The sequence below is a fragment of the Pseudoalteromonas sp. CO109Y genome, from assembly GCF_004208935.1.
GTDB classification, from domain to species: Bacteria; Pseudomonadota; Gammaproteobacteria; order Enterobacterales; family Alteromonadaceae; genus Pseudoalteromonas; species Pseudoalteromonas shioyasakiensis.
On the sequence record NZ_SGPD01000001.1, the window covers coordinates 1 to 25010 of the forward strand.

The window sequence follows — 25010 nt, forward strand, 5'->3', positions numbered from 1 at the left end:
ATATTCATGGCTAAAGCCATTCCTACAAGTAAACTTTGCCTAGAGCCTAGAGCCTAGAGCCTAGAGCCTAGAGCCTAGAGCCTAGAGCCTAGAGCCTAGAGCCTAGAGCCTAGAGCCTAATTGCATAGGAAGACGCAGCACCAAACACCCACACCGCGCGGCTGATCGCTGACGGCTGAAAGCTGATAGCCCTGTGTTGGGTTTCGCTCCGCTCTACCCAACCTACGCCAGACCTTCAAACTTTCCCCTCGCTAACTTTACTCTCGCAACTCGTAACTCATTAACTCATCCCCCAAAAACAAAAACGCCAGCATATAGCTGGCGTTTTTTAATCTGAGGGTAAGCTTGATATTAAGCTTTTGGACCTGCTGATTTGATTGCTTCTGAAACATCGTATTTAGCGAAGTTTTCAGTGAAGTCAGAAGCTAGCTTGTTTGCGTATTCTGCGTACTTCTCTTTATCTTCCCATGTGTTGATTGGGTTAAGAAGTTGGCTGTCTACACCTGGAACTGCAACTGGTACATCTAGGTTTAGAACGTCGATGTGTTGAGTTTCTACGTCAGCTAGTTTACCAGATACAATGGCATCAACTACAGCACGTGTCGTTGGGATATCGAAACGTTGACCAGTACCGTAAGGGCCGCCTGTCCAGCCTGTGTTAACTAGGTATACTTTTGCGCCGAATTCACGTACACGCTTCATTAGAAGCTCTGCGTAAACGCCAGCAGGACGTGGGAAGAACGGAGCACCGAAACATGTTGAGAACGTAGACTCGATGTCGCTTGTTGAACCGATTTCAGTTGAACCTACTTTCGCAGTGTAACCACTTAAGAAGTGGTATGCAGCAGCTTCTTCAGTTAGTACTGAAACTGGTGGTAATACACCACTTACGTCACATGTTAAGAACACAACGGCTTTTGGCTCGCCAGCACGGTTTTCTACTTTACGTTTTTCAACGTGCTCAAGCGGGTAAGCTGCGCGGCTATTTTGTGTCAGGCTTGTATCATGGAAATCTGGTACACGATTTTCGTCAAGTACCACGTTTTCTAAGATTGTACCGAAGCGAATTGCATTCCAAATAACTGGTTCGTTCTTTTGTGAAAGGTCGATACATTTAGCGTAACAACCACCTTCGATATTAAATACGCTACCAGGTGCCCAACCGTGCTCGTCATCACCAATAAGGAAACGAGTAGGATCTGCAGATAATGTTGTTTTACCTGTACCAGATAGACCGAAGAATAACGCAGTATCGCCTGCTTCACCTACGTTTGCAGAGCAGTGCATTGGTAATACACCTTTTGCAGGAAGTAGGAAGTTTTGTACAGAGAACATTGATTTCTTCATTTCGCCTGCGTAGCGCATACCAGCTAGTAGTACTTTACGTTGTGCGAAGTTAATGATTACAGTGCCGTCACTGTTAGTGCCATCACGCTCTGGGTCACATACAAATGAAGGTACATTCATTACCTGCCACTCAGGGAAGTCAGCAGTATTGTATGTTTGAGGTTCGATAAACATGTTTTTGGCAAAAATATGATGCCATGCAGTTTCTGTTGTAACTACAACTGGTAAATAGTGCTCAGGATCAGCGCCAACTTCTAGGTGAGAGATGAAGTGGTCGTTGCTTTTCACGTGTTCTTCTACACGGGCCCATAACGCATCAAACTTGTCTGCATCGAATGGGCGGTTTACGTTGCCCCATTGGATTTCGTTTTCAGTGCTTGGCTCTTGAACAATAAAACGATCTTTTGGAGAGCGGCCAGTGCGTACACCGGTTTTAGCAACAAAAGCACCATTAGCGGCTAGAGTCCCTTCGCCACGACGAATAGCGTGTTCGACAAGTTCAGCTGCTGTAAGATCAACAAAACTAGTAGCGTTTGCAGTCATGTTTATACCTAAATTGTGAGAGATTGAACGGGATAGCTCTGGGGTTCTTAGTTTTCCCTTTTGCTAAAATAATAGTAACAGAAGGATTAGGGATATTCGAGTGTCTGAAGGGCTTAAAAAGGCATATATTTGGCAAAAAACATGAATAATTTCAATGATACCGGTGTCATAAAATGGCGCTTTTTCATGACACCGGTATCATTAGTTTTGATATTTTTTTTAATAAAAAAGCCGCACTGATGGCGGCTTTTAATATAATAATATTTATTATGGTGTATTAATTAAATATGGCTTTAATATCTTGCTCGTTAAAGATGTAATCTTTTAAGCAATAATGACAGCTAATTTTTACTTCACCATTTGCTTGCACGTCGGCAAGTAATTCGTCTTGACCTACATTTACTAATGCAGCAATTGTTTTGTCTCTGCTACAGCCACAACGGAAGCTAATAGACTGTGGTTCGAATAACTGAGGATTATCTTCATGGTAAAGTCGAGTCAGAACAGTATTGGCATCTAAACCTAGTAACTCTTCATCTTTAATCGTGTTACTGATCGCTTCAAGATGAGTGAAGTCTTCAACTGACTTGTCTTTATTTACAGGTAATACTTGCAAGAATAAGCCAGCAGCTTTGGCTGTGTCTGCTGTTACTTCAGTCGCAAACCAAAGACGTGTTTTTAACTGTTCCGATTGCTCAAAATAGTTTTCAAGGCATTTATCTAAGCTATCGTGCTCTAACGGTACAATACCTTGGTATCGCTCACCTTTAGTTGGCGTAATTGTAATAACCATATAGCCATTACCAATTAAGTCTTTTATTGAGCTACCGGTTACTTCACCTTGTAGACGTGCGATGCCTCGCATGTTTTGTTTATCGTCACCATTAATTACCGCATATTTAACAGGGCCGTCGCCTTGTAGTTGAACGGCAATTTCGCCTTCAAACTTTAAAGTAGCTGTTAATAAGCAGGTAGCAACAAGTAGTTCACCTAATAAGGTTTGCACAGGTGCTGGGTAATTATGGTTTGCGATCATCTCTTGATAAGTGTTTTCAATTTGTACGAGTTCGCCACGTACATCGAGCTGATCAAATATATAACGATGAAGTAAATCTTGTTGCATGAGTTGCATTACCTAACTTGATTTCATTTTTAACAGTTCACGTCTTTGCTTCTTATCTGGTTTACGATCAGGATGTGGAGCAAAGAAGCTGTTGTTCTTTCGGGCGATAGCATTTGCTTCGCGTTTCTCAATACTAGCTTGAGTTTCTTGATATAAGGTTTGTGCAATGGGGGCACCTTGACGTTTTTCAAGGATCTTTTCGATTGTCACAACCTTTTCGTCGACCCCTTGTAGCAGTTTTACCACTGCACCTACTTCGACAATTTTGCTGGGCTTGGTACGTTGTCCATTATAATGTACTTTGCCGCCTTGCACCATGTCTCGTGCTATTGAGCGGGTTTTATAAAAGCGGGCAGCCCATAACCATTTATCAAGGCGCACGCTTAATTCGTCTTGTTTGTCTTGCGACTTTTGAGTGTTACCTTTTGACACAATTGTGCTCTTTTAAAGCTGCTTATATATAGGCAAAATTTACCATGAAACTTAATCACAAAGAAATAGTCATAGTTATTCCTTGCAGCCCCTGTTTGTCGAAATTACCTTGTTTACAAAGTTTAATATACGTGCGCTTGTTGAATGAAAAATGAAAAGGTACTATAGGCCAGCTATCAAGCAGTAAATTAAAATAAGAAATAGAGTTTATGGATCAACACTTACAACAAGTTAAACAGTTTTTAAACGGCTTACCTCATGCCAAGCTAAGTGCATTTGTAGTGCTGTTAGTTGTTGTTTACATTGCTTTTTTGTCATCTAAGCTGTTTTGGCTTGTGTGGCCAGAACCCGATACAAGAGCACTGCCAGTAACCGGTGTTAACAGCATGGCTAAACGAGTTGAGACAGTCAGCTCTCGCCAAATTATTGAACAAAATCTATTCGGCAAAGTTGTTGTCGAAACTAAGAAACCTGCCGCGAAACAAAATCAAGTCATTAACAACGCCCCTGAAACACGTCTAAGTATTAACCTAACTGGTATTGTTGCGGTCAGCCAAAATGATCAAGCGGGTCTTGCTATTATTGAATCTCAAGGCAAGCAAGAAACCTATGTTGTCGATGATGCAATTAAAGGCACTCGTGCCAAGCTTGCTCAAGTATTACCTGACCGAGTAATTTTAGATGTAAGCGGCCGCTTTGAAACCTTAATGCTGGATGGCCTCGACTTTACTAAAAAAGTCTCTATGCCTGTATTGGCGGAGCGCAAAGAGTCAGAATTAACCGCAGGCCCTCAGCTTGTCGAAAATAATGAAATAAATGCGACTGAAGATGAAGATGTAAAAGAAGCGCTTATCGAAACGCGTGAAGAAGTATTAGACGATCCCGGTAAACTATTTGACTACATTCGCGTCTCTCAAGCGATGGTTGATGGCGAGTTAGTGGGTTATCGCTTAAGCCCAGGTAAAGATCCTGCTCTATTCAAGCAGATGGGACTAATGAATAATGATTTAGCTATTGCGATTAATGGCTATCAATTAAATGATTTGAAACAGGCAATGTCAGCAATAAACGAATTACGAAATAGTACTGACGCAAGTATCACTATCGAACGCGATGGTGAGCAAATTGATGTGCAATTTAGCCTGCAATAACTAGCTTTGGAGTTTTTATAGAATGGTTCACGCGCTACACCTCACAAAAATCAAAAAAGGGTTAGCTAAATATGCAGCGCTTTTTTTATTAACAGGATTATCGCTTTCAGTATCTGCTGTTGAGTATGCGGCTAATTTTAAAGGCACTGATATTAATGAATTTATTAATATCGTTGGTAAAAACCTAAATAAAACCGTCATTATTGACCCGAATGTGCGCGGCAAAGTCAATGTGCGCAGTTACGAGCTAATGGACGAGAAGCTTTATTACCAGTTCTTTTTAAATGTACTTGAGGTTTATGGTTATTCAGCTGTAGAGATGGATAACGGTATTATCAAAATTGAAAAAAGTTCTGACGCTAAAAAGTCGAACGTACCGCTGATCACTGAAGATAACCAAGCCAGTGGCGATATGATGGTGACACGTGTTGTACGTGTTAAAAATGTAAGCGTACAAGAGCTTGGCCCTCTAGTTCGTCAATTTAGTGATCAAAAAGATGGCGGCCACGTTGCTAACTTCAATGCAGCAAACGTGATGATGTTGACCGGTCATGCCGCGTCAGTTAACCGTTTAGTTGAAATCATTCGTTCGGTTGACCAAGCCGGTGATAAGCGCGTTGATATCGTAAAACTTAAATTTGCTACCGCTGACGATGTAGTGTCGGTTGTTGAGAATATTTACAAAGATGGTGGCAAAGGGAGTGTTCCTGAGTTTTTAATCCCTAAAGTTGTTGCTGATGGTCGTACTAACAGTGTGATTGTCAGTGGTGAAGCACAAGCGCGTACACGTGCTGTTGAATTGATTAGCCGTTTAGATGGTGAGCTAGAAAACCAAGGTAATACTAAGGTTATCTATCTTAATTACGCCAAAGCAGAAGACCTTGTAAAAGTATTGCAGGGCGTAAGCAAGACATTAGCAGAAGACGCGCAAGGCGGTGCAACAAAAACTCGCTCACGTAATCAAAACGAAACAAGCATTGAAGCACACCCAGATTCAAACTCACTCGTAATCACTGCACAGCCTGACACCATGCGTTCGCTTGAGCAAGTTATTGAGCGTCTTGATGTTCGTCGTGCTCAGGTTTTAGTTGAAGCTATTATCGTTGAGGTGTTAGAAGCCGATGGTATCAACTTAGGCTTACAGTGGATTTCAGAGCAAGGCGGCATGATGCAGTTCAACAATGGCACCACAGTACCTGTTGGTTCGTTAGCTGTTGCTGCTGAACAAGCTCGTGATAAAACGATTGAAGGCACGGTAGTCGGTACTGAAACTGGCACTGTGACAAGTACCTCTGAAACACAAGAAGGTGACTTAACAGCACTTGCTTCACTACTTGGTGGTATTAATGGTCTAGCAATGGGTATTGTTAAAAATGACTGGGGTGCAATTATCCAAGCTGTTTCAACGGACACTAACTCTAATATTCTTGCTACGCCGTCTGTAACGACCATGGATAACGAAGAAGCATCAATGATTGTTGGTCAAGAAGTACCTATTATCACAGGTTCGCAAACAGGCTCAAATAACGCTAACCCATTCCAAACAGTTGAACGTCAAGAAGTGGGTGTGAAACTGAAAGTAACACCACAAATCAATGATGGCTCAGCAGTTCAATTAACGATTGAACAAGAGGTTTCAAGTGTAAGTGGTGCGACTGCGGTTGATATTTCAGTAAACAAACGTGCTATTAAAACTACGGTTATGGCTGATGATGGCGGCATGGTTGTACTTGGCGGCTTGATTGATGAAGACGTGCAAGAAAGTGTTTCTAAAGTACCATTATTAGGTGATATTCCAGTACTTGGTCATTTATTCCGCTCAACCAGCACGAGTAAGCGCAAGCGTAACCTGATTGTATTTATTCGTCCTACCATTGTACGCGATGGCATCAGCATGAATAAATTGAGCCACTCGAAATATAACTTTATTCGTGGCGAACAACACAAACAAAAAGAAGATGGTATTGATTTAATGCCGTTGACGGATGCACCAATTCTTCCTGAATGGAATGATGCTTTGATATTACCGCCAACGTACGAAGAGTACCTAAAACAACAAAACGCGAATGAGCGCAACGATGACTAATGCAATTACAGAAATCAATGATGAGTTAGCGTCAGAAGCGCCGGCAAGTCATGATGAGCTGCTAACAAGTGATGATCTTGTTAGCTTGCCAACCAAGCGTTTGCCATTCTCGTACTCGCGTCGTACAGGCGTATTATTGAGTAAAGATCAGGATAACTGGACTGTGTATTACCGCGGTGAGTTAGATGTTGATGCTTTACTTGAAGTACGCCGTATTGCGGGTCATGGTTTTTCGCTAGAACAATTACCTGATGACAAATTTGAGCTGTTGCTTGAGGCTTCTTATCAGCGTGATAGCTCTGAAACACAGCAAATGATGGAAGATATCGGTAACGAGGTTGATTTATTCTCGCTTGCAGATGAATTACCACAAACTGAAGATCTTCTTGCTGGTGATGACGATGCGCCAATCATCAAACTGATCAACGCAATGCTCAGCGAAGCAATCAAAGAAGGTGCTTCAGATATTCATATCGAAACCTTTGAGCAAGAGCTGGTAATTCGCTTTAGGGTTGATGGTGTATTAAAAGAAGTGTTAAAGCCGAACCGTAAACTCGCTTCACTGCTGGTGTCGCGTATTAAGGTTATGGCAAAGCTAGATATTGCTGAAAAACGTATTCCGCAAGATGGTCGTATTAGTTTACGTATTGCTGGTCGTGCTGTTGATGTGCGTGTATCGACAATGCCATCAAGCTTTGGTGAGCGTGTTGTATTGCGTCTACTTGATAAAAACAACGCGCGTCTGAACCTTGAAGATTTAGGTATGACTGAGCGTAACCGTGAATTGTTTGCTGATTTAATCAGTAAGCCGCACGGTATTATCTTAGTAACTGGCCCTACGGGTTCTGGTAAAAGTACCACCTTGTATGCGGGGATGAGCCAAATCAACTCACGAGACCGCAATATTCTTACTGTTGAAGATCCAATCGAGTACGAGATCCCAGGTATTGGTCAAACTCAGGTTAATACCAAGGTAGATATGACCTTTGCCCGAGGCTTACGTGCCATCCTTCGTCAAGACCCTGACGTCGTAATGGTGGGTGAAATCCGTGACCTTGAAACGGCACAAATTGGTGTGCAAGCGTCATTAACCGGTCACTTGGTTATGTCGACACTGCATACTAATACAGCTGCTGGTGCTATCACGCGTATGGAAGACATGGGCGTGGAGCCTTTCTTACTGTCATCATCGTTACTCGGTGTATTGTCACAACGTCTTGTACGTACTTTATGCAATAGCTGTAAAGAAGGTCACATTGCTGATGAGCGTGAGTGCCAGTTATTAGGTGTTAATCCTGCTGAGCCGCCAACAATTTATCGTGCAGTTGGTTGTGAAGAGTGTAACTTTAATGGTTATCGCGGTCGTACTGGTATTCATGAATTGCTGGTTGTTGATGAAACAATTCGCGAAATGATCCACAGCGGTAAAGGCGAACAAAGTGTTGAAAAATACATTCGCAAACATAGCCCAAGTATTCGCCAAGATGGCTGTAATCGCGTACTTGCAGGTCGCACTACCTTAGAAGAAGTCCTGCGTGTAACACGTGAGGAAGGTTAATTATGGCAGCATTTGAATACCGAGCCCTCGATGGCAGAGGTAAAGAGAAAAAAGGCATTCTTGAAGCTGATACGGTAAAGCAAATCCGCCAAACCTTGCGCGATCAAGGTTTAATGCCTTTAGAAGTCGTTGCTGCTGCAGAAGGTGAAAAGCAAGCGACTGGGGCAAAGGGCTCTCTATTTGGTAGCTTCTTTAAACCAAAAATTTCGACTTCAGATTTAGCATTAATCACTCGCCAGCTCGCAACTTTAATCCAGTCAGCATTACCTGTTGAAGGGGCTGTCATGGCGGTGGCTGAGCAGTGTGAAAAGCCGCGTTTAAAGCGCATGCTAATGGCCGTGCGCTCAAAGGTTGTTGAAGGTTATACCTTAGCAGATGGCATGAGTGAGTTTCCGCATGTATTTGATGATTTGTATCGCGCCATGGTGGCAGCCGGTGAAAAATCAGGTCACCTTGACCAAGTTTTAAATCGTTTAGCTGATTACACGGAACAACGTCAGCATATGCGTAGTCAAATCACACAGGCGATGGTTTATCCAACCATACTTGTGGTATTTGCTATTGCCATTGTCTCTGTATTGTTAGGTACTGTGGTACCAAAAATCTTGAAGACCTTCGAAAAATCAAAACAAGTATTACCCTGGACCACCGAATGGGTAATGGCTGCGAGTAATTTTGTACAAAATTACTGGTTTATAAGTTTAGTCATTATAACCGTGTTAGCAGTGGCTATTAAGCAAGCGCTTAAGCAGCCGCATATTCGTTACTGGTATGACGAAAAAGTGCTTTATTTACCGGGTATTGGTAAGGTAGCACGCGGTGTTAATACGGCGCGTTTTGCTCGAACTTTAAGTATTTTATCGTCAAGCTCAGTGCCGCTACTTGAAGGGATGCGTATTTCAGGTGGTGTACTGGTTAACGAAAAAATGAAAAAGTCAGTGCAAGATGCTGCAACACGTGTGAGTGAAGGGGCGAGTCTTCGTGCTTCACTTCAGCAAACCAAACTTTTCCCACCTATGATGCTACACATGATAGCCAGTGGTGAAAAATCAGGTGAACTTGAGCAAATGCTTGAGCGTGCTGCAAATAACCAAGATCGTGAGTTTGAGAGCATGGTAAACGTGTCTCTGAAACTATTAGAGCCCGCGATGATTGCTTCAATGGCGGTAATTGTATTGTTTATTGTTATGGCAATACTACAGCCGATTATGGCAATGAATAAGGCTGTAGGTCTTTAAATTAGGGAACACTAGAGCAATTAGCAGCTAACACTGCCGCTCTATAATAAATTTTTGAAGAAAGTTAGAGGTATTTTTGTGAACAAACAGTCAGGTTTCTCATTACTAGAAGTCATGGTAGTACTGGTTATCATCGGTATGATCATGTCAATTGTGGCGCCAAATATCATGGGTCAGCAAGAAGAAGCTGCAATCGATAAAGCACACTTAGATATTCAACAAATTGAAGATGCGTTAAGTCTATACAAGCTTAAAAACAAAGCGTATCCAACCACAGAGCAAGGCTTAGAAGCGCTAGTAAATAAAACAAGCATTGAGCCAATTCCAAAGCGTTTTCCTGATGGTGGTTTCCTTGAGAAATTACCAGAAGATCCATGGGGTAACCCTTACCAACTAATCAGCCCAGGAGAAATCGGTAAAATTGATATCTTTTCAATGGGTCCTGATGGTGAAGCTGGTACTGATGATGACATCGGTAACTGGGATGAAGAAAAGTAATAATGCCTAAATTCAGCCAACTGAACAAAGCTTATACACATCAAGGCTTACTATTATGGTAAGCCTTGGTCGTTTGCGTTTGGCTGGCCGTGCTAAGCACGCGAAAGGGTTTAGCCTCATCGAAATATTAATGGTGCTCGTGGTGATTGGTTTTGTCACCAAAATGGTTGCCTACAGTTTTGATGGTGGTGCTGAAGAAGAACTCGAAAAACAAGCGCTCAGATTACATACTACGATTAATATGGCGTCTGAGTTTGCGATTTTAAATCAGGTTGAGCTGGGTTTTCATCTTGACCAAGATACATTTGAATTTTTAGTTTTTGACGGTGATAAGTGGGTTACGTTTGACCGTGAAAAATTGTTTGCCCCAATTAAGGTTGATGAACGCTTTAAGCTCACTCTTAACCTTGATGATTTAGCCTGGGCACAAGATAACTTATTAGAGCAGTCAAACTGGCGTGAATTAATGAGCGGTGGTGACGAAGACAGCCTACTTGAGCTACAAAAGCTCAAAATACCGCAGGTACTTATTTTATCTTCTGGCGAAGTCAGTGCGTTTCAATTGGTTTACGAGCTTAAAGAAGAGCGTGAACCGCAATATTTTATCGAAGGCGAATTTCTGGCCCCGGTAAAGTTTCGTATGGAGCCTGAATAATGAATAAGTCAGCAGGTTTTACCTTACTTGAAGTGATGGTTGCACTGGCTATTTGTGCAATGGCCGGTATTGCCGCAATGCAGGCAACTGGTGAGCATATTAATCATCTTTCGTCGATTGAAGAACAAACTTATGCTTCTTGGGTTGCTGAGAATGTAATGGTTGAGCAACGCGCCAAAGGCGATAAATGGACAGGCAAAAATGGCGTTAAAGGTACTGAAACGCTCGCTGGTTTTGAATGGTATTGGCGTCAGGACGTGGTTCCTACTGCTGATAAAACCTTTGTAAAGGTCACCATTAACGTGTTTGCCGATGAAAAGCTTGAATACCCAGTTTATGAGCTTTCTACTTATTTGAATAAAGGTGATAAGTAGTGAAGCAACGCGGTTTTACCTTACTTGAAGTGATTGTCGCCATGGGCATCTTAGCCTTTGTGGTGTTATCGACCCATCAAATACTGGATTCGACAACCAAAGCAAAAGAAGCCTCAGACGAGACAATTGCTGAGTTAAATGGCTTTCAAACCTTATTTCGTTTGATGGACCAAGATTTTAGTCAAATGACTAAGCGTCAGGTTCGAAACGAAGCCGGTGATTTTCAAGAAACGTATGTGTTAGCTGGTCGTTATGTTCTTGATAGCCAATACGATGGCATTGGCTTTGTTCGTGATGGTTGGGTCAACCCAATTAATCTACTGCCGCGCTCTGAACTGCAAGCGGTTGGTTACCGCGTTATCGATGACAAGCTTGAGCGAGTGTATCGGGTGTATGTTGATCAACTAGATAACATGGAACCGCGTTCACAAGTCATTTTAGAAGACATTGAAGACCTTAAATTTGAATTTTTAGATGATAAAGACGAATGGCAAGAACAGTGGCAAATTAAAGCACTGCCAAAAGCGGTGGCAGTCACTATTCAAAAAATAGAACAGGAACCCATTCGTCGAGTGTTTTTAGTGCCAGGTGAAGGCAAAGTCACTGCCCAAGCAAATAATGGTAATAATAACGGAACGGGTGGTTAGCTATGACTACTATTAAACGTTCTAAAGGTGCTGCGCTTGTTATTGTGCTATTTATTGTGGCGCTAGCAGCTATGTTAGCCGTTGAGATGAGTGCTAATTTAATGGTGCAAGTGCAGCGCAGCAGTAATATTCAAAACCATCAACAGGCTAAATGGTATGCCTTTGCAGCTGAAGAGCTGGCAATTAAAGCACTAAAACAAACTAAAAAAGATGATCCTGATAAAACGCATTTAGAGCAAGTCTGGGCACAGCAGGGTGGAGTCCCTTACCCGGTTGATAATGGTACCTTAAGTGGCACAATTACAGACTTACAAGCATGTTTGAATTTAAATGCATTGCATGTAAAGCCAGATCAACAAACGGATCCAAATAATAAAACGAACCCAGCACATAAGGCATTGTTGGCATTATTAGAAAATATTGAAGACTTGCCAACCGATGAGTCTGAAGAAGCCATGGCCGATAGCGTGTTTGATTGGTTAGACGCTGATAGCATTACCTATCGTTCAGGTGCAGAAGAAGATGAGTACTTATCTCGACAATACCCATATATGACGGCAAATAGCTATTTTGCTTCGACGTCAGAACTTCGTTTAGTAAAAGGCTTTAACCCACTCGTTATGGAGAAAATTTTACCATTTGTGTGTGTTATTCCAGGTAGTGAGTTATTAGAAATCAACGTTAATACACTACCTGTAGAAAGTGCCATTATATTAAGCTCGCTTATTGATGGCTTAAGTCTTTCAGGCGCTGAAGCGGTATTATCATCACGTCCTCAAGATGGTTATGATGATTTAGAGGCATTTTTTGAAGAGGTTAATCAACAAGGCGCACAAAATGTGAAAGCCGTTGAAGACTTATTCAGTATCAACAGTGAATATTTTAAACTACAAACGCAGGCTGAATTTGCAGAACTGCGTTTTTCGATGACCACCTTACTCCATGCCACTAATGGTACAGTAACGATACTGGCGCGAAAATTTGGAGGCGTACAGTGACAGAGATATTGTTGATCCGTACGGGTCAAACATTAAAAGACAGCCTTAACTGGCTAATTTACTCACCAACAGAACAAGAAATAATTGCTAGCGGCGAAATTGCCAATGCAACACAACTTGGTGAGCTAACAGAGAGAGCACAATCACGGGAAGTGGTTGTACTACTACCAAGTGATCAAGTACAACTAAAAACGGTCGCATTGCCAACCAAGTGGAGCCGCAAGTTAGAGCAAGCACTTCCTTACATGCTAGAAGAAGAAATAGCCTGTGATGTTGATGACTTATTCATAGCGATTGCAGAGCCAACACTTATTGATGAGAAGCACGCGATTAACATCGCGATGACCGATCGTGAATGGTTTGAGCAATGGCTGGCTGAGTTTAATGAGCATGGCATCGAAGTATATAAAATACTGCCGGATGCTTTATTGTTACCTGATGTCGATGACAACACTCAGTTACGCGCTATTGAGCTTAATGGTCAGTGGCTATGTAAGCAGGGTAACTGGCATATTGCCGCTGTAGAGACAAGTTGGCTTGCTGGCTATTTAACAGCATTAGGTAACCCTGATGTTGCACACTTTAGCCCTGCAACGGCTTTTCCTGATACGGTTAACCTTAGTGCTCAAACGCAGCAATACGATTTACCTTTAGCCTTATTTGCTAAGCAGTTACCTGAGGTGAAATTCAACCTTCGCCAAGGTGTTTATCAGCTTAAGAAGAAATCAGCAATTTGGTGGGGCTATTGGCAAAAAGCAGCTATTGCAGCAGGTGTTGCATTAGTTTGCAGTGTAGGTGTTAAGTCGCTTGAGCTTTATAAGTTAAATAACCAGCTTGAAGCCGCAAAAGCTGAAGTGGTTGCTAATTATCAGCGTGCTTTTCCAAATAAAAAAGTGCGTCCTCAGCTTATTCGTAGCCAAATTCGCAGCGAACTTGCATTGATAGAAAGTGGCAGTACAGCTGGCTTCTTAGATTTGACTAACGATCTGGTTGCTATTTTTAGTGAAGTAAAAGATTTCACACCAGAAACGCTTCGCTATGATCAAGGTCGTAACGAATTACGTATTCGTGCGCGCGGCAAAGATTTCCAGTCATTTAGTAAAGTAAAAGCAATTTTAGAGCAGCGTGGCTTAACCGTAGATCAAGGCTCGCTAAATAATGATGGTGATTTTGTCGTTGGTGAAATTAAGTTACGAGGTGCGGCATGAAAAACCAAATAATCAATTATTGGCGCTCGTTAAAAGAACAAGAGCAGCAACTTGTAATGGTTGCAGGTGGTGTGTTTGTTATTTTTGTGTTGGTTATGGGGGTCTTTCGTCCACTTAACGCAGCTATCGAAAAAGCAGAGCAAGACACAATAAAACAGCAAGAGCTGCTAGCGTGGGTTGATGAAAGTATTATTAAACTTAAAGCGAGTGGTAACGCGCGTAATACGAGCAGCCGTAGCTTAAGCCAAATCGTTAATAGCACCCGCAATCGTTATCAAATTATCATTAGCAAAATGCAGCCAAATGACAATTCACTTCGTTTAACCATTGATTCTGTTGAGTTTAATAACCTTGTTGAATGGTTAGATGAACTGGTTAATTCACATGGCGTGCTAATTGAGAATTTAGATTTAAGTAAAGATGACAAATCAGGCTTTGTGCGTGTAAGTCGTTTGGTACTAGAGAAGTAAACGATGAAAAGAGTTATTTTATTAATCACAGTGTTTGTGATGTGTTTTTTGGTGTTTACGCTGGTAAAAACACCCGCTGCCGTTGCACTTGATTTAGCTAAGCCACATTTACCAAAGCAATTACAATTAGGTAAAGCCAGTGGCTCGCTATTGGACGGCCGCATTATGCAGGTACGTTTTGATGGTGAGCAATTAAATAATGTGCGTTGGCAGTTATCGGGCTGGTCACTGTTCACAGGTAAATTAGTGGGTACGGTACGCTTTGGTGATCCTCGTGATAAAGCGGGTATTTCAGGCCATGGTGATTTTACATATGGCCTCTTTAACCAAGCCATCACTGTGAAAAAGACTACTTTACGCTTGACGGTTGAACGTGCCATGGAGCGTTTACAACTCCCTTTACCGATTAGTGCACAAGGCCGCGTAATAGTTGATTTAGACGAGTACAGCTCAGGCGAGCCATACTGTGAAAGCCTAAGCGGCGAAATTGCGAGCCCTAGCATTGATGTTAAAGGAATGAACAACTGGTTTAGCATTGGTCCTCTGAGCGGTCGTTTAAGCTGTAAATCCGGTGATGTAGCAGTGCTTGTTGACCCAGAAAACCGTTTAGGGCTTGAAGCTGATGCAGTATTAAAAGCGAATCTAGACTTTAAAGTAGCTGGTTATATTAAACCTGAAGCAAGCTTGCCAAAAGAAGTGCATGATGCAGCTAAGTTTCTTGGTCGTCCTGATAACGAAGGCCGTTATCCGCTTAACTTTTAAATTGGATTAATCGAACAGTATGCAATTACCTGAGTTTTCAAAGCAGCAAAGTGAGCTTTTAAGTCAGTTTTTAGCGCAGCATCAAGATGCGCTTAGCTTGTCGCAAACCCAAGGCTACTTATTTGCGGTGATCTGTGCTCCTGAGCCGCTTGATGTTCATCAGTGGTTAGAAGAGGTTGCACCTGGCTCTGATGGGAAAATGGACGAGCAAGTGCTGTTTGCATTTATGGCTTTATATCAACAGATCAGCGAACAAGTATTCGAAACGGGTTTTGCATTACCTGTGAGCCTACAGCTGAGCTCTCAAGGGCAGCAATACTTAGACATTCAAGAATGTCAGCATTGGAGCCAAGGTTTTATGCATGGTGCACAAGGTTACGTTAACAAGCTATTAAGCGCGCCACAGTTAGCTGATGAGCTTAAAGAGGCGTTGGCTAGTGCACTACAAAGCTTAGGCTTTTTTACCCTTGAAACGAGTGAAATTGCAGCCCTTGCAACTGATAATGGTTTATCTGAAGGGCAACTATGCCAGCAGCAGTATGAAGTTATGAATGAATTCGCCGCTGGCTTTGCTGAGCTAATTGAAGTCGTTGCTGTAAATAGCCAGCTATATAATGATGAGGGCTGGAACTAACCCAGCTCTAATAGGATGTCTGTGCAACCTTTGGCACAGCTTACAACGCCTTTACCTGGCTGATCAGTCTTCAAATCTAAGGTAAGGGCGCCTTTACATACTTCACAGTATAAGGTTTGCCCTTTGCCCAGCTTTTTTAGCATATTGCGTTGTTTGGCAAACGAGTCGCTGGTTTTTTTGTTTAAAGCTGAAAAGTCCATTACTTGTTTAGCCTTTCTTCAAGTGCGTTCGAGACAATACTGCATACGCGGTTTAAGCGTTCGCCATAAAAATATAAGTTAATATCTTTTTCACGGCAGTAGTGTAAGTGAAAAACTTGTAGTTTATCGTCAGTGGTAAATGTCTCTTCAATATACTCAAGCTCTGAATTAGATAAATTCAGCTGTGACTTAATATTATTCTTAGCCATATTTGCCGCAGGACTTCGGTTGACTTTACTGGCATCAGAAATAAGGCTTACGCCTTCACCTAGTAACCTTTCTCTTGGCTCTTTGATCAAAGGATGATCAATCGTGAAAAGTGCTAAAATAATAAGCACTAAAATAAGAAATTTTTTCATAGCACAATAATCTTTGATCTAAATAAATACGGTATATGTGCAAGTTTAATAAAATGGTCGTTTTAAAAGCAAGCAGATAAGTTTAAATAATTAAAACGTCGTATTTTCGATCAATCCCTGAAATTTTCTATAGATTGAGTATAATGCTCTATAGATTTAAAGTTTCAGAAATCTTTGAACGTAATGAGATGTATTCTGATTTGCTTATTGGCACAGAGAATCTCTTACTGCAAACATATGTTTGAGTATTATTTCCTAGTGGCGTTGAGGAATTTTAATGGATAAACAGATTAAGGTTAAAAATATCCCAACGGAAGTAAAAATCCAGAAACCGGAAAACGCTTCCCTCGATGATAGATTTAATCCACGTAACCGTATTTATGTCCGAGCTGTAACAGGTTTGCACCAACTGTTGAGACAACGGATTGGTTTTGTCGGCATGCTTGCATTTATGCTACTACCTTGGATTAACTTCAACGGCCAACAAGCTGTGTTGTTTGATTTGGTGGGGCAAAAGTTTAACATTTTTGGTTTAACGCTCTGGCCACAAGATCTGACTATCTTAGCCTTCATATTAATGTTGGCAGCGTTTGCGTTGTTCTTAGTAACGACCTTTTATGGTCGGGTCTGGTGTGGTTATACATGCCCGCAAACCGTTTGGACCTTCATTTTTATTTGGTTTGAAGAAAAATTCGAAGGTAGTGCAAATCAGCGTAAGAAGCTAGATCAACGCCCAATGGACTTTGATAAGTTTTGGCGCAAAAGTGCTAAACACGGCAGCTGGTGGTTATTCTCGCTTTATACCGCATTTACTTTTGTAGGTTACTTTACGCCAATCCGTCAGCTACTGCCTGATCTGTTTACCCTTGATGCAACCGCGTATTCGTATATTTGTCTAGCCGTATTTGCTGTGTGTACCTATGGTAATGCCGGTTGGATGCGCGAGATTATGTGCTTACACATTTGCCCTTATTCTCGCTTTCAGTCAGCTATGTTCGATAAAGATACCTTTACCGTGAGCTATGACGAAGCACGTGGTGAAAGCCGTGGTCCTCGTTCACGTAAGCAAGATCCAAAAGAGCTCGGCTTAGGTGATTGTATCGACTGTAACTTATGTGTGCAGGTCTGCCCAACGGGGATCGATATTCGTAACGGCTTACAATACGAGTGTATTAACTGTGGTGCATGTATCGATGCGTGTGATGGGGTGATGGATAAAATGAATTACCCACGCGGGCTAATTTCCTACACCACAGAGCGTAACTTAGAAACGCCAGACAACAAAACACATGCACTGCGCCCTAAGTTAATTGGCTATTTAGTTATCTTAGTCGTGCTATCAGGGGCGCTAGTAGCAAATATTGCGATGCGCAAACCGATGGAACTCGATATTATTCGTGACCGTAATCAGCTATATCGTGTTGACTTTAATGGTTTAGTCGAAAACACCTATACACTAAAAGTAATTAACAAAGCTCAACATGAGCAAACCTTTAACATTCGTGTTGAAGGACTCGATAACTTTGAGTACATCGGCAAACAAACATTCACAGTACCTTCTGGTGAATCTTATAATGTGCCACTGTCATTAGTTGTTGATCCTTATGATTTGAAAAAGCCCATGACGAAGTTTGAGTTTGTACTTTCTGTCGATGGTGAGCCTGATGTGCAGATTTCGCAGCCGAGTAACTTCTTTAAGGCGCGATAATTAAGTACACTGAGCGAATGAATAAAAAGCGGGATTTTCCCGCTTTTTTTATATGATGAGACATTATGAGTAAATTTAGTTTTGTTGACCTTACACCCGATTCAATTTTAGATGCAGTTGAAAGTATCGGTGTTTATGCTGAATCAGGGCTGCTGGCATTAAATAGCTACGAGAACCGTGTTTATCAATTTAAAGCAGAAGATGGCCATCGTTATGTTGTTAAGTTTTACCGCCCAGAGCGCTGGAGTAAGGCGCAAATCTTAGAAGAGCATGCGTTTGCATTTGAGCTTGCCGAGGCTGAAGTGCCGGTTGTTGCGCCTGTAATTATCGAAGGGCAAAGCTTATTTGAGCATAATGGTTATTTATTTACGTTATTCCCAAGTGTGGGCGGGCGCATTTTTGAAGTTGATAATTTAGATCAACTCGATGTACTTGGCCGCTTAATTGGGCGAATGCACCAAGTAGCTAAGGCAAAGCCATTTGAACATAGGCCTGTAATCAGCTGCGAAGAATACCTTCAGACAGCTAAAGTTCAGTTACAAGCAAGTAATTTGGTGCCAATGGCATTAGAGAACGCCTTTTATACTATTTTAGATTTGGTGATTAAAGAAACCACAGAGCAGTATAAAAATGTTGAAACCATCCGCCTGCACGGCGATTGCCATGCCGGTAATATATTGTGGTCTGGTGACGCGTTAATGTTTGTTGATTTAGATGACAGCCGACAAGGGCCTGCAATTCAAGATCTTTGGATGATGCTCAGTGGCGATCGTAACAACCAACTGTTACAGTTAGACACCTTAGTGGCTGCTTATGAAGAATTTTGCGACTTTGATCACAGCCAATTAAAGTTGATTGAACCACTTAGAGCAATGCGAATGGTGCATTACATGGGGTGGTTGGCAAAAAGGTGGGATGATCCTGCGTTCCCACGGAACTTTTCATGGTTTGCTGAAGACAAATACTGGGAGCAGCAAATACTAGCGCTAAAAGAACAGCTTGCAGCGCTACAGGAAGCACCATTAAAATTATTACCATAAATTTTTAAAGTTAAGAAAGACGAGAAAACAATGTTTAAAAAATTAAAGTTAAGTCTACTCATTTTATGTTTACCTTTTGCGGCCCTTGCTGCTGATTTTGAAGCAGGCAATCAATACGAAGTATTAAAAGTTGAGAAAAGTGCAACACCTCAAGTAACCGAGTTCTTTTCGTTTTATTGTCCACACTGTTTTCAGTTTGAACCGGTCGCAAAAGCATTAACGGCAAGTCTTCCTGAAGGGACTGAATTTGTAAAAAGCCATGTTAACTTTTTAGGTGGTGTATCTAAGCAAACGCAAAGTAACTTAAGCTATGCCTACTTAATTGCTAAGCAACATGGCAAAGGTGAGCAAGTTGCTGATCAAATCTTTAATAGCATCCACAGACAGCGCGCTTTACTAAAAGATATAAAAGACGTGAAAGCATTACTTGCGACCAATGGTATTAGCAACGATGTGTTTGACGCTGAAATTGCAAGCATGCCAGTGATTAGTGCTGAAAAAGCGATGCAAGATAAGCAGCAAAAATATTCAGATATGGGCGCCCTTACTGGTGTACCAACTTTTATCGTCAATGATAAATATAAAATCAATTTAAACACCATCAAGAGCCAGCAGATGCTTGATGAGTTAGTCGAATTTTTATTAAAACAATAATTTTGGAGTAAGAAGTAATGATCAAGTTAGTAAAAGCTGTATTAATGGCTGCCACGCTAGGTTTAGCGGCAAATGCCTCAGCTGCTCAATATGAAGAAGGTAAGCATTATGAAACGATTGATGCACGCGCTTCTAAAAAGCCTGAAGTAAAAGAGTTCTTCTCATTCTACTGCCCACACTGTAATAACTTCGAGCCAGTAGTGAAAGAGCTTAAAACACTTCTTAAAGATGGCGTTAAATTCAAAAAGAGTCATGTTGATTTTTCAGGTCCTCGTGACCCAGAAATTCAGACTATCTTAGCGCAAGGTTATGCGACGGCTAATGTGTTACCACAGAAAGACGCGTTAGTAGCCGCTGTGTTTAATCATATTCACGGTAAGCGTGCTCGTATTAACGAACTTGCAGATATGAAAGACATCTTTGTTTCACAAGGTGTGTCGGCTGAAGATTTTGATAAGTACTACAATAGCTTCTCTGTACGTACTATGGCATCTAAGATGAAACGCGATCAAGAATATTACCAACAAAAAGGTGCTTTAAAAGGCGTTCCAACTTTTATTGTTAATGGTAAATACCGTGTAATCCTAGGTGCGGATTCAGGTATTAGCGATGCGAAGAGCATGGCAGACTTAATTAACTACCTAGCTGATAAATAAGCTTAGTTAGTTGAATTTAATAGAAAGCTCCGTTCGCGGAGCTTTTTTGTTGGTAAAGCAAATGCAAAAACTATTAGTTTCAAGCTGTTTGTTAGGAAATCCTGTTCGTTATGACGGGCAATCGCAAAACTTACTCCATCCTGGTTTAGAAACTCTTAAACAGCAAGGAAGGCTCGTTGCATTCTGCCCTGAAGTAGCTGGTGGCTTACCTACACCAAGGCCGCCTGCAGAAATCAAAGCGGGTAGAGTACTTACCAAAGATGCACAAGATGTCACAGTACAGTTTGCTTATGGCGCAGAACAAGCACTTAAGCTTTGCAAAAAGCAGGGCATTCGCTATGCGCTGTTAAAAGAATCAAGCCCTTCATGTGGTCGCAATACTATTTACGATGGTAGTCATTCAGGAAAGAAAATTTCAGGGATGGGGTTAACTGCAAAACTGTTAAAAGACAACAATATAGAAGTCTTCAGTGAGCAGCAGTTGCCAGCGCTATTTGCTGCGCTGGCAGATTGATTTTATTTACGTTGTAAAAACACACCTGATTCGATGTGGTGGGTGTAAGGGAATTGGTCAAAAATCGCAAAACGTTTTACTTCATGGGTTTTGCATAAGTGATCAAGGTCACGCTCTAAGGTATCTGGGTTACACGAGATATAAATAATATTGTCGTAGTTCGCAACTAGGTCACAAGTTAGTGTGTCCATGCCTGCACGTGGTGGATCTACTAAGATTGTTTGGCAGTTATAGCTTTTCAGGTCTATGCCATCTAAACGAGAGAAAGTACGTTCGCCTTTCATTGCTTGGGTGAACTCTTCACTCGACATACGAATGATATCTAAGTTCTCAACCTTGTTTTGTGCGATATTGTATTGCGCAGAGTAAACTGATGATTTTGAAATTTCAGTGGCTAATACACGGTCGAATGAACCTGCAAGAGCAATCGAAAAGTTACCATTCCCACAATATAACTCCAGTAAGTCATTATTGAGTGGTTGGCAAAGGGCTTGTGCCCACTCTAGCATCTTGATGTTTACTTTCGCATTCGGTTGCGTAAAGCTATTTTCGACTTGTTGATAAATAAGCTCTTTACCGTTAACGTTTAAACGCTCGATAACATAGTCATTACCAATCACTTCTTTTTGCTTACGAGCACGGCCAATAAAATCAATCTTAAACAGTGTGCTCAGTTTTGCTTTAAGCTCTTTAATTGCTTGTAGCCACTGCTCATCTAGTTGTTTGTGATACAACAAGCTAACAAGGATCTCGCCACTTAAGCTTGAAAGGTAATCGATTTGAAACAGCTTACGGCGCAGAACTTCATTGTCTTTTAAGTTTTCGATCATCGCTTGCATCACTTCACCCACTAAAGGTGCGGCAGGGTCAAACTCATCTACGCGGATCTTTTCTTTGGTTTGTTGATCAAACATGATGTGAAACAGGTCTTCACCTTCATGCCAAACACGAAACTCTGCACGTTGGCGGTAATGAATAGGATCAGAGCCGAACACTTCTAATTTTTCGACCCCAAAACGTCGAAACTGTGAGGTGATGCGCTGCTCTTTCTCACTCAATTGTGCATCGTATTGAGTTGTATCAATTTTTATAACCGCCATGGCTGATTACCTTTTATCTCTTAGCTTTATAACGGCGCTATTGTAGGGAGCGCTGAGGATTTGTCTAGTTTTGTTATTTATTTTAGTGTCGTTTTTTTATACAAAAAACTTAAGTTTTGTGGTTTTTGGCCGATAATGAGTTAACCATAACATGGAGTCGGATCATGAAAATTGGCAACCTAGGCTATATGCCTAATACAAATGTGAATAAATACAATGGTAAACAGGCACTGCAGCAGCCTACCATTCAAAATCGTCAAGATAGTTATCAGCAACGCGGCAGAGAGCTCGCGGCAAAAGTTCTTGATGATAAACTTGCTGAAGCACTAGGTTTACCTAAAGCCGAAGAGAAAAAAGATAAACCCTTGTTCGACTTTGAAGAGATCGTGAAAAACGTACTCGACTTTGTTGGCGGCGCACTTCGTAAAGCAAAAGCCGATGGTGCTGATGATGAAAAACTCAAAGGCATGCTAGGTGATGCACGTAAAGGTGTGCAAATGGGCATCGACGATGCGTATGATGAGCTTAAAGAGTCAGGTATTCTTAACGATGACATCGAAGAGGGTATCGAAAAGTCTAAAGAAGGTATTTTTAAAGGTATTGATGAATTAGAAGAAGACTTGTTCAATCCTAAGCCTAATGCGGTTTCAGTAAGCCAAGCTCAATACATCAGTTTAAGTAATAACGCAGAGTACACTTTCACCACCGCTGAAGGTGATGAAGTCAGTATTAGCTTTGCTGATGCATACGAAAGTAAGTCTGCAAGCAGTTATAGCAAAAATGGCGACAACGAAGCCTTTGTCAGTGAGTCTTCGCAATCACGTGATTTATCATTCTCGATGTCGGTCAATGGTGATTTAAATGAGCAAGAGCAGCAAGCTATCAATGAATTGATGGAAGACTTGCAGAGTGTTAGCGAAACATTCTTCTCTGGTTCATTAGAAGATGCCTTTGAACAAGCTAAAGAGCTTAACTTAGGTAACGAGCAACTCGTTGGCTTTACCATGGATTTGAAACAAACCAAAACAGTAGCAGCTATCAAAGGGTATGAAGAATATAAACCTGCTCCCGAAAAAGAAGTTGCTGAGAAAATAGCGCCATTTAATGACGACTTGAAACAGGCGTTTAATAAAGCGGGTGACATTGGTTTGCAAAATGAACTGGCTGGCATCTTACAATGGTTAAACCAAGATAAAGAAGAAGTCAGTAAGCTGGTGGATTATACCAAAGCAATGTTTGAGCAAATGAATAAGCTTCGCTCGGCAACAGAAGAAGAGGCTTAGCCCTTTCTTTCTTTTTATCAAGCTGCATGGCAAACTGCTGACCTTTGATGATCCGAGGTAAGCAGTTTGTCAGTTCATATAATGGTGTTTGATTCTGGTATAGGTGGAACAACTGTACTTGAACAGATCCAAGCATTGATCCCAGATGCTGATTATAGTTATTTTATGGACAATGCTTTATTGCCTTATGGCGAGCAAAGTCAGCAAACGATCATAGCCCGCCTTTTTGCGCTACTACAGTTTATCGAAACAGCAAACTTACACGTTGATATCCTAGTTATTGCGTGTAATACCGCCTCTACCTCTGCCTTAGAAACTATTCGCCAGCACACAAATATAGAAGTTGTCGGGGTAGTACCTGCGATAAAACCCGCTTGCGCTATAAGTAACAGCAAACATATTGGTTTACTGGCAACACCATCAACCATCAAGAGTCGCTATACTGCAAACTTAATTAGTACTCATAGCCAAGACACACAAGTCAGCTTATATGGCTCAACTGAGCTGGTAGAAATTGCAGAAACACTATTTCATACGCAGAAAATCAATAAAGCAAAGCTTGAGAATGTATTGAGTGATTTAGCGATAGCAGAAGATATAGATGTATTGGTACTTGGCTGTACACACTTTCCATTACTAGCCAGCGCGATTAGTGACTACTATAAACAACAGATCTTCCTTATTGACTCAGGCAAAGCGATTGCTAAGCGCGTTGAAAGTTTAATTGCTCTACGAGGCTTTACTCTTACTACAGATAAAAAAAAGCCGCTGCACTATTATGCAACGGCTCCTATTGGTCATTCGCAATTAAGCGTTGAGCTTATTACGCTGACTGATCAGATCCCTCACGAAAGCTGTTAGCTTCGTTCTCTTGTTTTTGTTTTGCTTCACGCACTTTTAAAGTACGTTGTTGGAATTCGCTATCATTTAATTGATTGATTGCTTTATCTGCATCAGCTTCAGCCATTTCAACAAAACCAAAGCCACGACGTTTACCTGTATTTTTATCTTTTAATAAACGTACATTGAAAACTTTGCCTTGTTCTTCGAATAAAGCACGAACAACACCTTCATTAGCACGATAAGGTAGGTTGCCAACATAAAGTGTTTTTGTTTTTACTTCGGCCTCCTCACTTGACGCTGATGAAAGTGCTGCAATAACTAAAGCACCAATTAATAAGCCTGCACCAAATAGCAATGCTGGGTCTAAAGCTAAGCTTGCAAGTGCGAACTTAACAACCACAAAACCTAAAACAGCAAGAATAACGGAGAAAAGAAAAGATTTTTGATCGGGTAATTTCATTTTGATCTACCAATAAACAAGAAATAAACATTAATTTAACATTGTGAACTTGCTATCTTAACGAGTTAAATGAACATAGCAATGAAATTTGCATTAAATTATGAATATTGGCTTAAAAAACAGCCATAATAGCGACCGTTTTTGCTGTTTTCGGTAAATTTAGTTCGCTTTTTGAGCGAACAGTAAAAAGATCGAAAAAAAGTGTTGATCTGTTTTTGGATCTCCCTATAATGCGACCCCACTGACACGGCGGGCAGCAACGAAAGACGCTGAGCAAAGTGACACAGAGTTAAGTGAAACTTCGGTTTCAAATAATCGAAAGAAAGTTTGAAATTAAGTGTTGACTCGAAAAATTAAGGATGTATCATACGCATCCCTAGCGACAAAGTCGCAACGTTCTTTAACAATATAAAGCAATCATCTGTGTGGGCACTCGTACAGATTGAGTTCTAACAGCGAAGCTTAGTTT

At 41.3% G+C, this 25010-nt stretch carries 27 protein-coding genes; 20 read left to right on the plus strand and 7 right to left on the minus strand.

Annotation, left to right across the window (positions count from 1 at the left end):
* Positions 1 to 351 precede the first annotated feature (351 nt).
* The 3 genes from EXT43_RS00005 to hslR all read right to left on the minus strand — a co-directional run bounded on the left by EXT43_RS00005 (position 352) and on the right by hslR (position 3445).
* A complete protein-coding gene (locus EXT43_RS00005; RefSeq protein WP_055199452.1) occupies positions 352 to 1890 on the minus strand; it encodes a phosphoenolpyruvate carboxykinase in 1539 nt (512 codons plus the stop codon).
* A 277-nt stretch (positions 1891 to 2167) separates the two neighbouring features.
* Positions 2168 to 3013 carry an Hsp33 family molecular chaperone HslO gene (gene hslO, locus EXT43_RS00010; RefSeq protein ID WP_058584593.1) on the minus strand — a complete coding sequence of 282 codons (846 nt, stop codon included), beginning with the start codon at positions 3011 to 3013 and terminating at the stop codon, positions 2168 to 2170.
* A gap of 12 nt (positions 3014 to 3025) precedes the next feature.
* Complete coding sequence (hslR, locus tag EXT43_RS00015) at positions 3026 to 3445, minus strand: ribosome-associated heat shock protein Hsp15 (protein ID WP_054564047.1); 420 nt, start codon at positions 3443 to 3445, stop codon at positions 3026 to 3028.
* Between the two features lie 209 nt (positions 3446 to 3654).
* Here hslR and gspC point away from each other — a divergent pair, with 209 nt between their 5' ends.
* From gspC to EXT43_RS00080, 13 genes are all read left to right on the plus strand, one after another.
* Complete coding sequence (gene gspC, locus EXT43_RS00020; RefSeq protein ID WP_054564048.1) at positions 3655 to 4596, plus strand: type II secretion system protein GspC; 942 nt, start codon at positions 3655 to 3657, stop codon at positions 4594 to 4596.
* Between the two features lie 22 nt (positions 4597 to 4618).
* Positions 4619 to 6682 (plus strand): type II secretion system secretin GspD, encoded by a 2064-nt coding sequence (gspD, locus tag EXT43_RS00025; RefSeq protein ID WP_054564049.1) that lies wholly within the window; start codon positions 4619 to 4621, stop codon positions 6680 to 6682.
* A complete protein-coding gene (gene gspE, locus EXT43_RS00030) occupies positions 6675 to 8240 on the plus strand; it encodes a type II secretion system ATPase GspE (protein WP_130166117.1) in 1566 nt (521 codons plus the stop codon). The genes gspD and gspE overlap by 8 nt, the downstream gene beginning before the upstream one ends.
* Before the next feature lie 2 nt (positions 8241 to 8242).
* The gene (gene gspF / locus EXT43_RS00035) at positions 8243 to 9478 is read left to right on the plus strand and encodes a type II secretion system inner membrane protein GspF (RefSeq protein WP_062564372.1); all 1236 of its coding nucleotides are present in this window, start codon (positions 8243 to 8245) and stop codon (positions 9476 to 9478) included.
* 78 nt (positions 9479 to 9556) lie between these two features.
* The gene (gspG, locus tag EXT43_RS00040; RefSeq protein ID WP_054554843.1) at positions 9557 to 9976 is read left to right on the plus strand and encodes a type II secretion system major pseudopilin GspG; all 420 of its coding nucleotides are present in this window, start codon (positions 9557 to 9559) and stop codon (positions 9974 to 9976) included.
* Between the two features lie 55 nt (positions 9977 to 10031).
* Positions 10032 to 10631 carry a prepilin-type N-terminal cleavage/methylation domain-containing protein gene (locus EXT43_RS00045; protein ID WP_130166118.1) on the plus strand — a complete coding sequence of 200 codons (600 nt, stop codon included), beginning with the start codon at positions 10032 to 10034 and terminating at the stop codon, positions 10629 to 10631.
* Positions 10631 to 11005, plus strand: a complete 375-nt coding sequence (gspI, locus tag EXT43_RS00050; protein WP_054564054.1) for a type II secretion system minor pseudopilin GspI — start codon at positions 10631 to 10633, stop codon at positions 11003 to 11005. The genes EXT43_RS00045 and gspI overlap by 1 nt, the downstream gene beginning before the upstream one ends.
* Positions 11005 to 11652 (plus strand): type II secretion system minor pseudopilin GspJ, encoded by a 648-nt coding sequence (gene gspJ, locus EXT43_RS00055; protein ID WP_062564371.1) that lies wholly within the window; start codon positions 11005 to 11007, stop codon positions 11650 to 11652. The genes gspI and gspJ overlap by 1 nt, the downstream gene beginning before the upstream one ends.
* Positions 11653 to 11654: 2 nt before the next feature.
* Entirely contained in the window at positions 11655 to 12650 is a 996-nt protein-coding gene (gspK, locus tag EXT43_RS00060) for a type II secretion system minor pseudopilin GspK (protein WP_062564370.1), read from the plus strand.
* Positions 12647 to 13858 carry a type II secretion system protein GspL gene (gene gspL / locus EXT43_RS00065; RefSeq protein WP_055022237.1) on the plus strand — a complete coding sequence of 404 codons (1212 nt, stop codon included), beginning with the start codon at positions 12647 to 12649 and terminating at the stop codon, positions 13856 to 13858. The genes gspK and gspL overlap by 4 nt, the downstream gene beginning before the upstream one ends.
* The gene (locus EXT43_RS00070; RefSeq protein WP_062564369.1) at positions 13855 to 14328 is read left to right on the plus strand and encodes a type II secretion system protein M; all 474 of its coding nucleotides are present in this window, start codon (positions 13855 to 13857) and stop codon (positions 14326 to 14328) included. Before gspL ends, EXT43_RS00070 begins: the two co-directional genes overlap by 4 nt.
* A gap of 3 nt (positions 14329 to 14331) precedes the next feature.
* Complete coding sequence (locus EXT43_RS00075; protein WP_062564368.1) at positions 14332 to 15090, plus strand: type II secretion system protein N; 759 nt, start codon at positions 14332 to 14334, stop codon at positions 15088 to 15090.
* 19 nt (positions 15091 to 15109) lie between these two features.
* A complete protein-coding gene (locus EXT43_RS00080; protein ID WP_054564060.1) occupies positions 15110 to 15724 on the plus strand; it encodes a YecA family protein in 615 nt (204 codons plus the stop codon).
* Here the strand turns inward: EXT43_RS00080 and EXT43_RS00085 are convergent.
* Together EXT43_RS00085 and EXT43_RS00090 are read right to left on the minus strand one after the other, a co-directional pair.
* A complete protein-coding gene (locus tag EXT43_RS00085) occupies positions 15721 to 15924 on the minus strand; it encodes a hypothetical protein (protein ID WP_062564367.1) in 204 nt (67 codons plus the stop codon). The two genes, EXT43_RS00080 and EXT43_RS00085, sit on opposite strands and share 4 nt — an antisense overlap.
* On the minus strand, positions 15924 to 16283 hold the full coding sequence (locus EXT43_RS00090) for a hypothetical protein (protein ID WP_054564062.1): 360 nt from the start codon (positions 16281 to 16283) through the stop codon (positions 15924 to 15926). Before EXT43_RS00090 ends, EXT43_RS00085 begins: the two co-directional genes overlap by 1 nt.
* A 277-nt stretch (positions 16284 to 16560) precedes the next feature.
* On the opposite strand from EXT43_RS00090, the gene ccoG reads away from it, so the two are divergent.
* The 5 genes from ccoG to EXT43_RS00115 all read left to right on the plus strand — a co-directional run bounded on the left by ccoG (position 16561) and on the right by EXT43_RS00115 (position 20855).
* Positions 16561 to 17991 (plus strand): cytochrome c oxidase accessory protein CcoG, encoded by a 1431-nt coding sequence (gene ccoG, locus EXT43_RS00095; RefSeq protein WP_062564366.1) that lies wholly within the window; start codon positions 16561 to 16563, stop codon positions 17989 to 17991.
* Positions 17992 to 18056: 65 nt separating this feature from the next.
* Positions 18057 to 19031: a serine/threonine protein kinase gene (locus EXT43_RS00100; protein WP_054564064.1), complete on the plus strand. Its 975-nt coding sequence runs from the start codon at positions 18057 to 18059 to the stop codon at positions 19029 to 19031.
* A 30-nt stretch (positions 19032 to 19061) separates the two neighbouring features.
* Positions 19062 to 19685, plus strand: coding sequence for a thiol:disulfide interchange protein DsbA/DsbL (locus tag EXT43_RS00105; protein ID WP_054564065.1), 624 nt, complete (start codon positions 19062 to 19064; stop codon positions 19683 to 19685).
* Between the two features lie 17 nt (positions 19686 to 19702).
* On the plus strand, positions 19703 to 20341 hold the full coding sequence (locus EXT43_RS00110; protein WP_054554856.1) for a thiol:disulfide interchange protein DsbA/DsbL: 639 nt from the start codon (positions 19703 to 19705) through the stop codon (positions 20339 to 20341).
* 61 nt (positions 20342 to 20402) lie between these two features.
* Positions 20403 to 20855, plus strand: a complete 453-nt coding sequence (locus EXT43_RS00115; RefSeq protein ID WP_062564365.1) for a DUF523 domain-containing protein — start codon at positions 20403 to 20405, stop codon at positions 20853 to 20855.
* 2 nt (positions 20856 to 20857) lie between these two features.
* Here the strand turns inward: EXT43_RS00115 and trmA are convergent, their stop codons facing one another.
* A complete protein-coding gene (gene trmA, locus EXT43_RS00120; RefSeq protein ID WP_062564364.1) occupies positions 20858 to 21955 on the minus strand; it encodes a tRNA (uridine(54)-C5)-methyltransferase TrmA in 1098 nt (365 codons plus the stop codon).
* 164 nt (positions 21956 to 22119) lie between these two features.
* Here trmA and EXT43_RS00125 point away from each other — a divergent pair, with 164 nt between their 5' ends.
* Complete coding sequence (locus EXT43_RS00125; RefSeq protein ID WP_054554859.1) at positions 22120 to 23238, plus strand: DUF5610 domain-containing protein; 1119 nt, start codon at positions 22120 to 22122, stop codon at positions 23236 to 23238.
* Between the two features lie 66 nt (positions 23239 to 23304).
* Positions 23305 to 24099 (plus strand): glutamate racemase, encoded by a 795-nt coding sequence (gene murI / locus EXT43_RS00130; RefSeq protein ID WP_062564363.1) that lies wholly within the window; start codon positions 23305 to 23307, stop codon positions 24097 to 24099.
* Here the strand turns inward: murI and EXT43_RS00135 are convergent.
* Entirely contained in the window at positions 24062 to 24541 is a 480-nt protein-coding gene (locus EXT43_RS00135; RefSeq protein ID WP_054564068.1) for an RNA-binding protein, read from the minus strand. The two genes, murI and EXT43_RS00135, sit on opposite strands and share 38 nt — an antisense overlap.
* Positions 24542 to 25010: the final 469 nt, after the last annotated feature.

Bases quoted from the DNA above. Each gene is read 5' to 3' on its own strand.
- EXT43_RS00070 (WP_062564369.1), top strand. From the start codon at position 13,855: ATGAAAAACCAAATAATCAATTATTGGCGCTCGTTAAAAGAACAAGAG.
- EXT43_RS00085 (WP_062564367.1), bottom strand. From the start codon at position 15,924: ATGGACTTTTCAGCTTTAAACAAAAAAACCAGCGACTCGTTTGCCAAA.
- gspC (WP_054564048.1), top strand. From the start codon at position 3,655: ATGGATCAACACTTACAACAAGTTAAACAGTTTTTAAACGGCTTACCT.
- EXT43_RS00080 (WP_054564060.1), top strand. From the start codon at position 15,110: ATGCAATTACCTGAGTTTTCAAAGCAGCAAAGTGAGCTTTTAAGTCAG.
- gspF (WP_062564372.1), top strand. From the start codon at position 8,243: ATGGCAGCATTTGAATACCGAGCCCTCGATGGCAGAGGTAAAGAGAAA.
- EXT43_RS00075 (WP_062564368.1), top strand. From the start codon at position 14,332: ATGAAAAGAGTTATTTTATTAATCACAGTGTTTGTGATGTGTTTTTTG.
- gspI (WP_054564054.1), top strand. From the start codon at position 10,631: ATGAATAAGTCAGCAGGTTTTACCTTACTTGAAGTGATGGTTGCACTG.
- EXT43_RS00110 (WP_054554856.1), top strand. From the start codon at position 19,703: ATGATCAAGTTAGTAAAAGCTGTATTAATGGCTGCCACGCTAGGTTTA.
- EXT43_RS00005 (WP_055199452.1), bottom strand. From the start codon at position 1,890: ATGACTGCAAACGCTACTAGTTTTGTTGATCTTACAGCAGCTGAACTT.
- EXT43_RS00115 (WP_062564365.1), top strand. From the start codon at position 20,403: ATGCAAAAACTATTAGTTTCAAGCTGTTTGTTAGGAAATCCTGTTCGT.
- EXT43_RS00090 (WP_054564062.1), bottom strand. From the start codon at position 16,283: ATGAAAAAATTTCTTATTTTAGTGCTTATTATTTTAGCACTTTTCACG.
- EXT43_RS00045 (WP_130166118.1), top strand. From the start codon at position 10,032: ATGGTAAGCCTTGGTCGTTTGCGTTTGGCTGGCCGTGCTAAGCACGCG.
- hslO (WP_058584593.1), bottom strand. From the start codon at position 3,013: ATGCAACAAGATTTACTTCATCGTTATATATTTGATCAGCTCGATGTA.
- gspE (WP_130166117.1), top strand. From the start codon at position 6,675: ATGACTAATGCAATTACAGAAATCAATGATGAGTTAGCGTCAGAAGCG.
- trmA (WP_062564364.1), bottom strand. From the start codon at position 21,955: ATGGCGGTTATAAAAATTGATACAACTCAATACGATGCACAATTGAGT.
- ccoG (WP_062564366.1), top strand. From the start codon at position 16,561: ATGGATAAACAGATTAAGGTTAAAAATATCCCAACGGAAGTAAAAATC.
- gspK (WP_062564370.1), top strand. From the start codon at position 11,655: ATGACTACTATTAAACGTTCTAAAGGTGCTGCGCTTGTTATTGTGCTA.
- EXT43_RS00100 (WP_054564064.1), top strand. From the start codon at position 18,057: ATGAGTAAATTTAGTTTTGTTGACCTTACACCCGATTCAATTTTAGAT.
- EXT43_RS00125 (WP_054554859.1), top strand. From the start codon at position 22,120: ATGAAAATTGGCAACCTAGGCTATATGCCTAATACAAATGTGAATAAA.
- EXT43_RS00135 (WP_054564068.1), bottom strand. From the start codon at position 24,541: ATGAAATTACCCGATCAAAAATCTTTTCTTTTCTCCGTTATTCTTGCT.
- EXT43_RS00105 (WP_054564065.1), top strand. From the start codon at position 19,062: ATGTTTAAAAAATTAAAGTTAAGTCTACTCATTTTATGTTTACCTTTT.
- gspD (WP_054564049.1), top strand. From the start codon at position 4,619: ATGGTTCACGCGCTACACCTCACAAAAATCAAAAAAGGGTTAGCTAAA.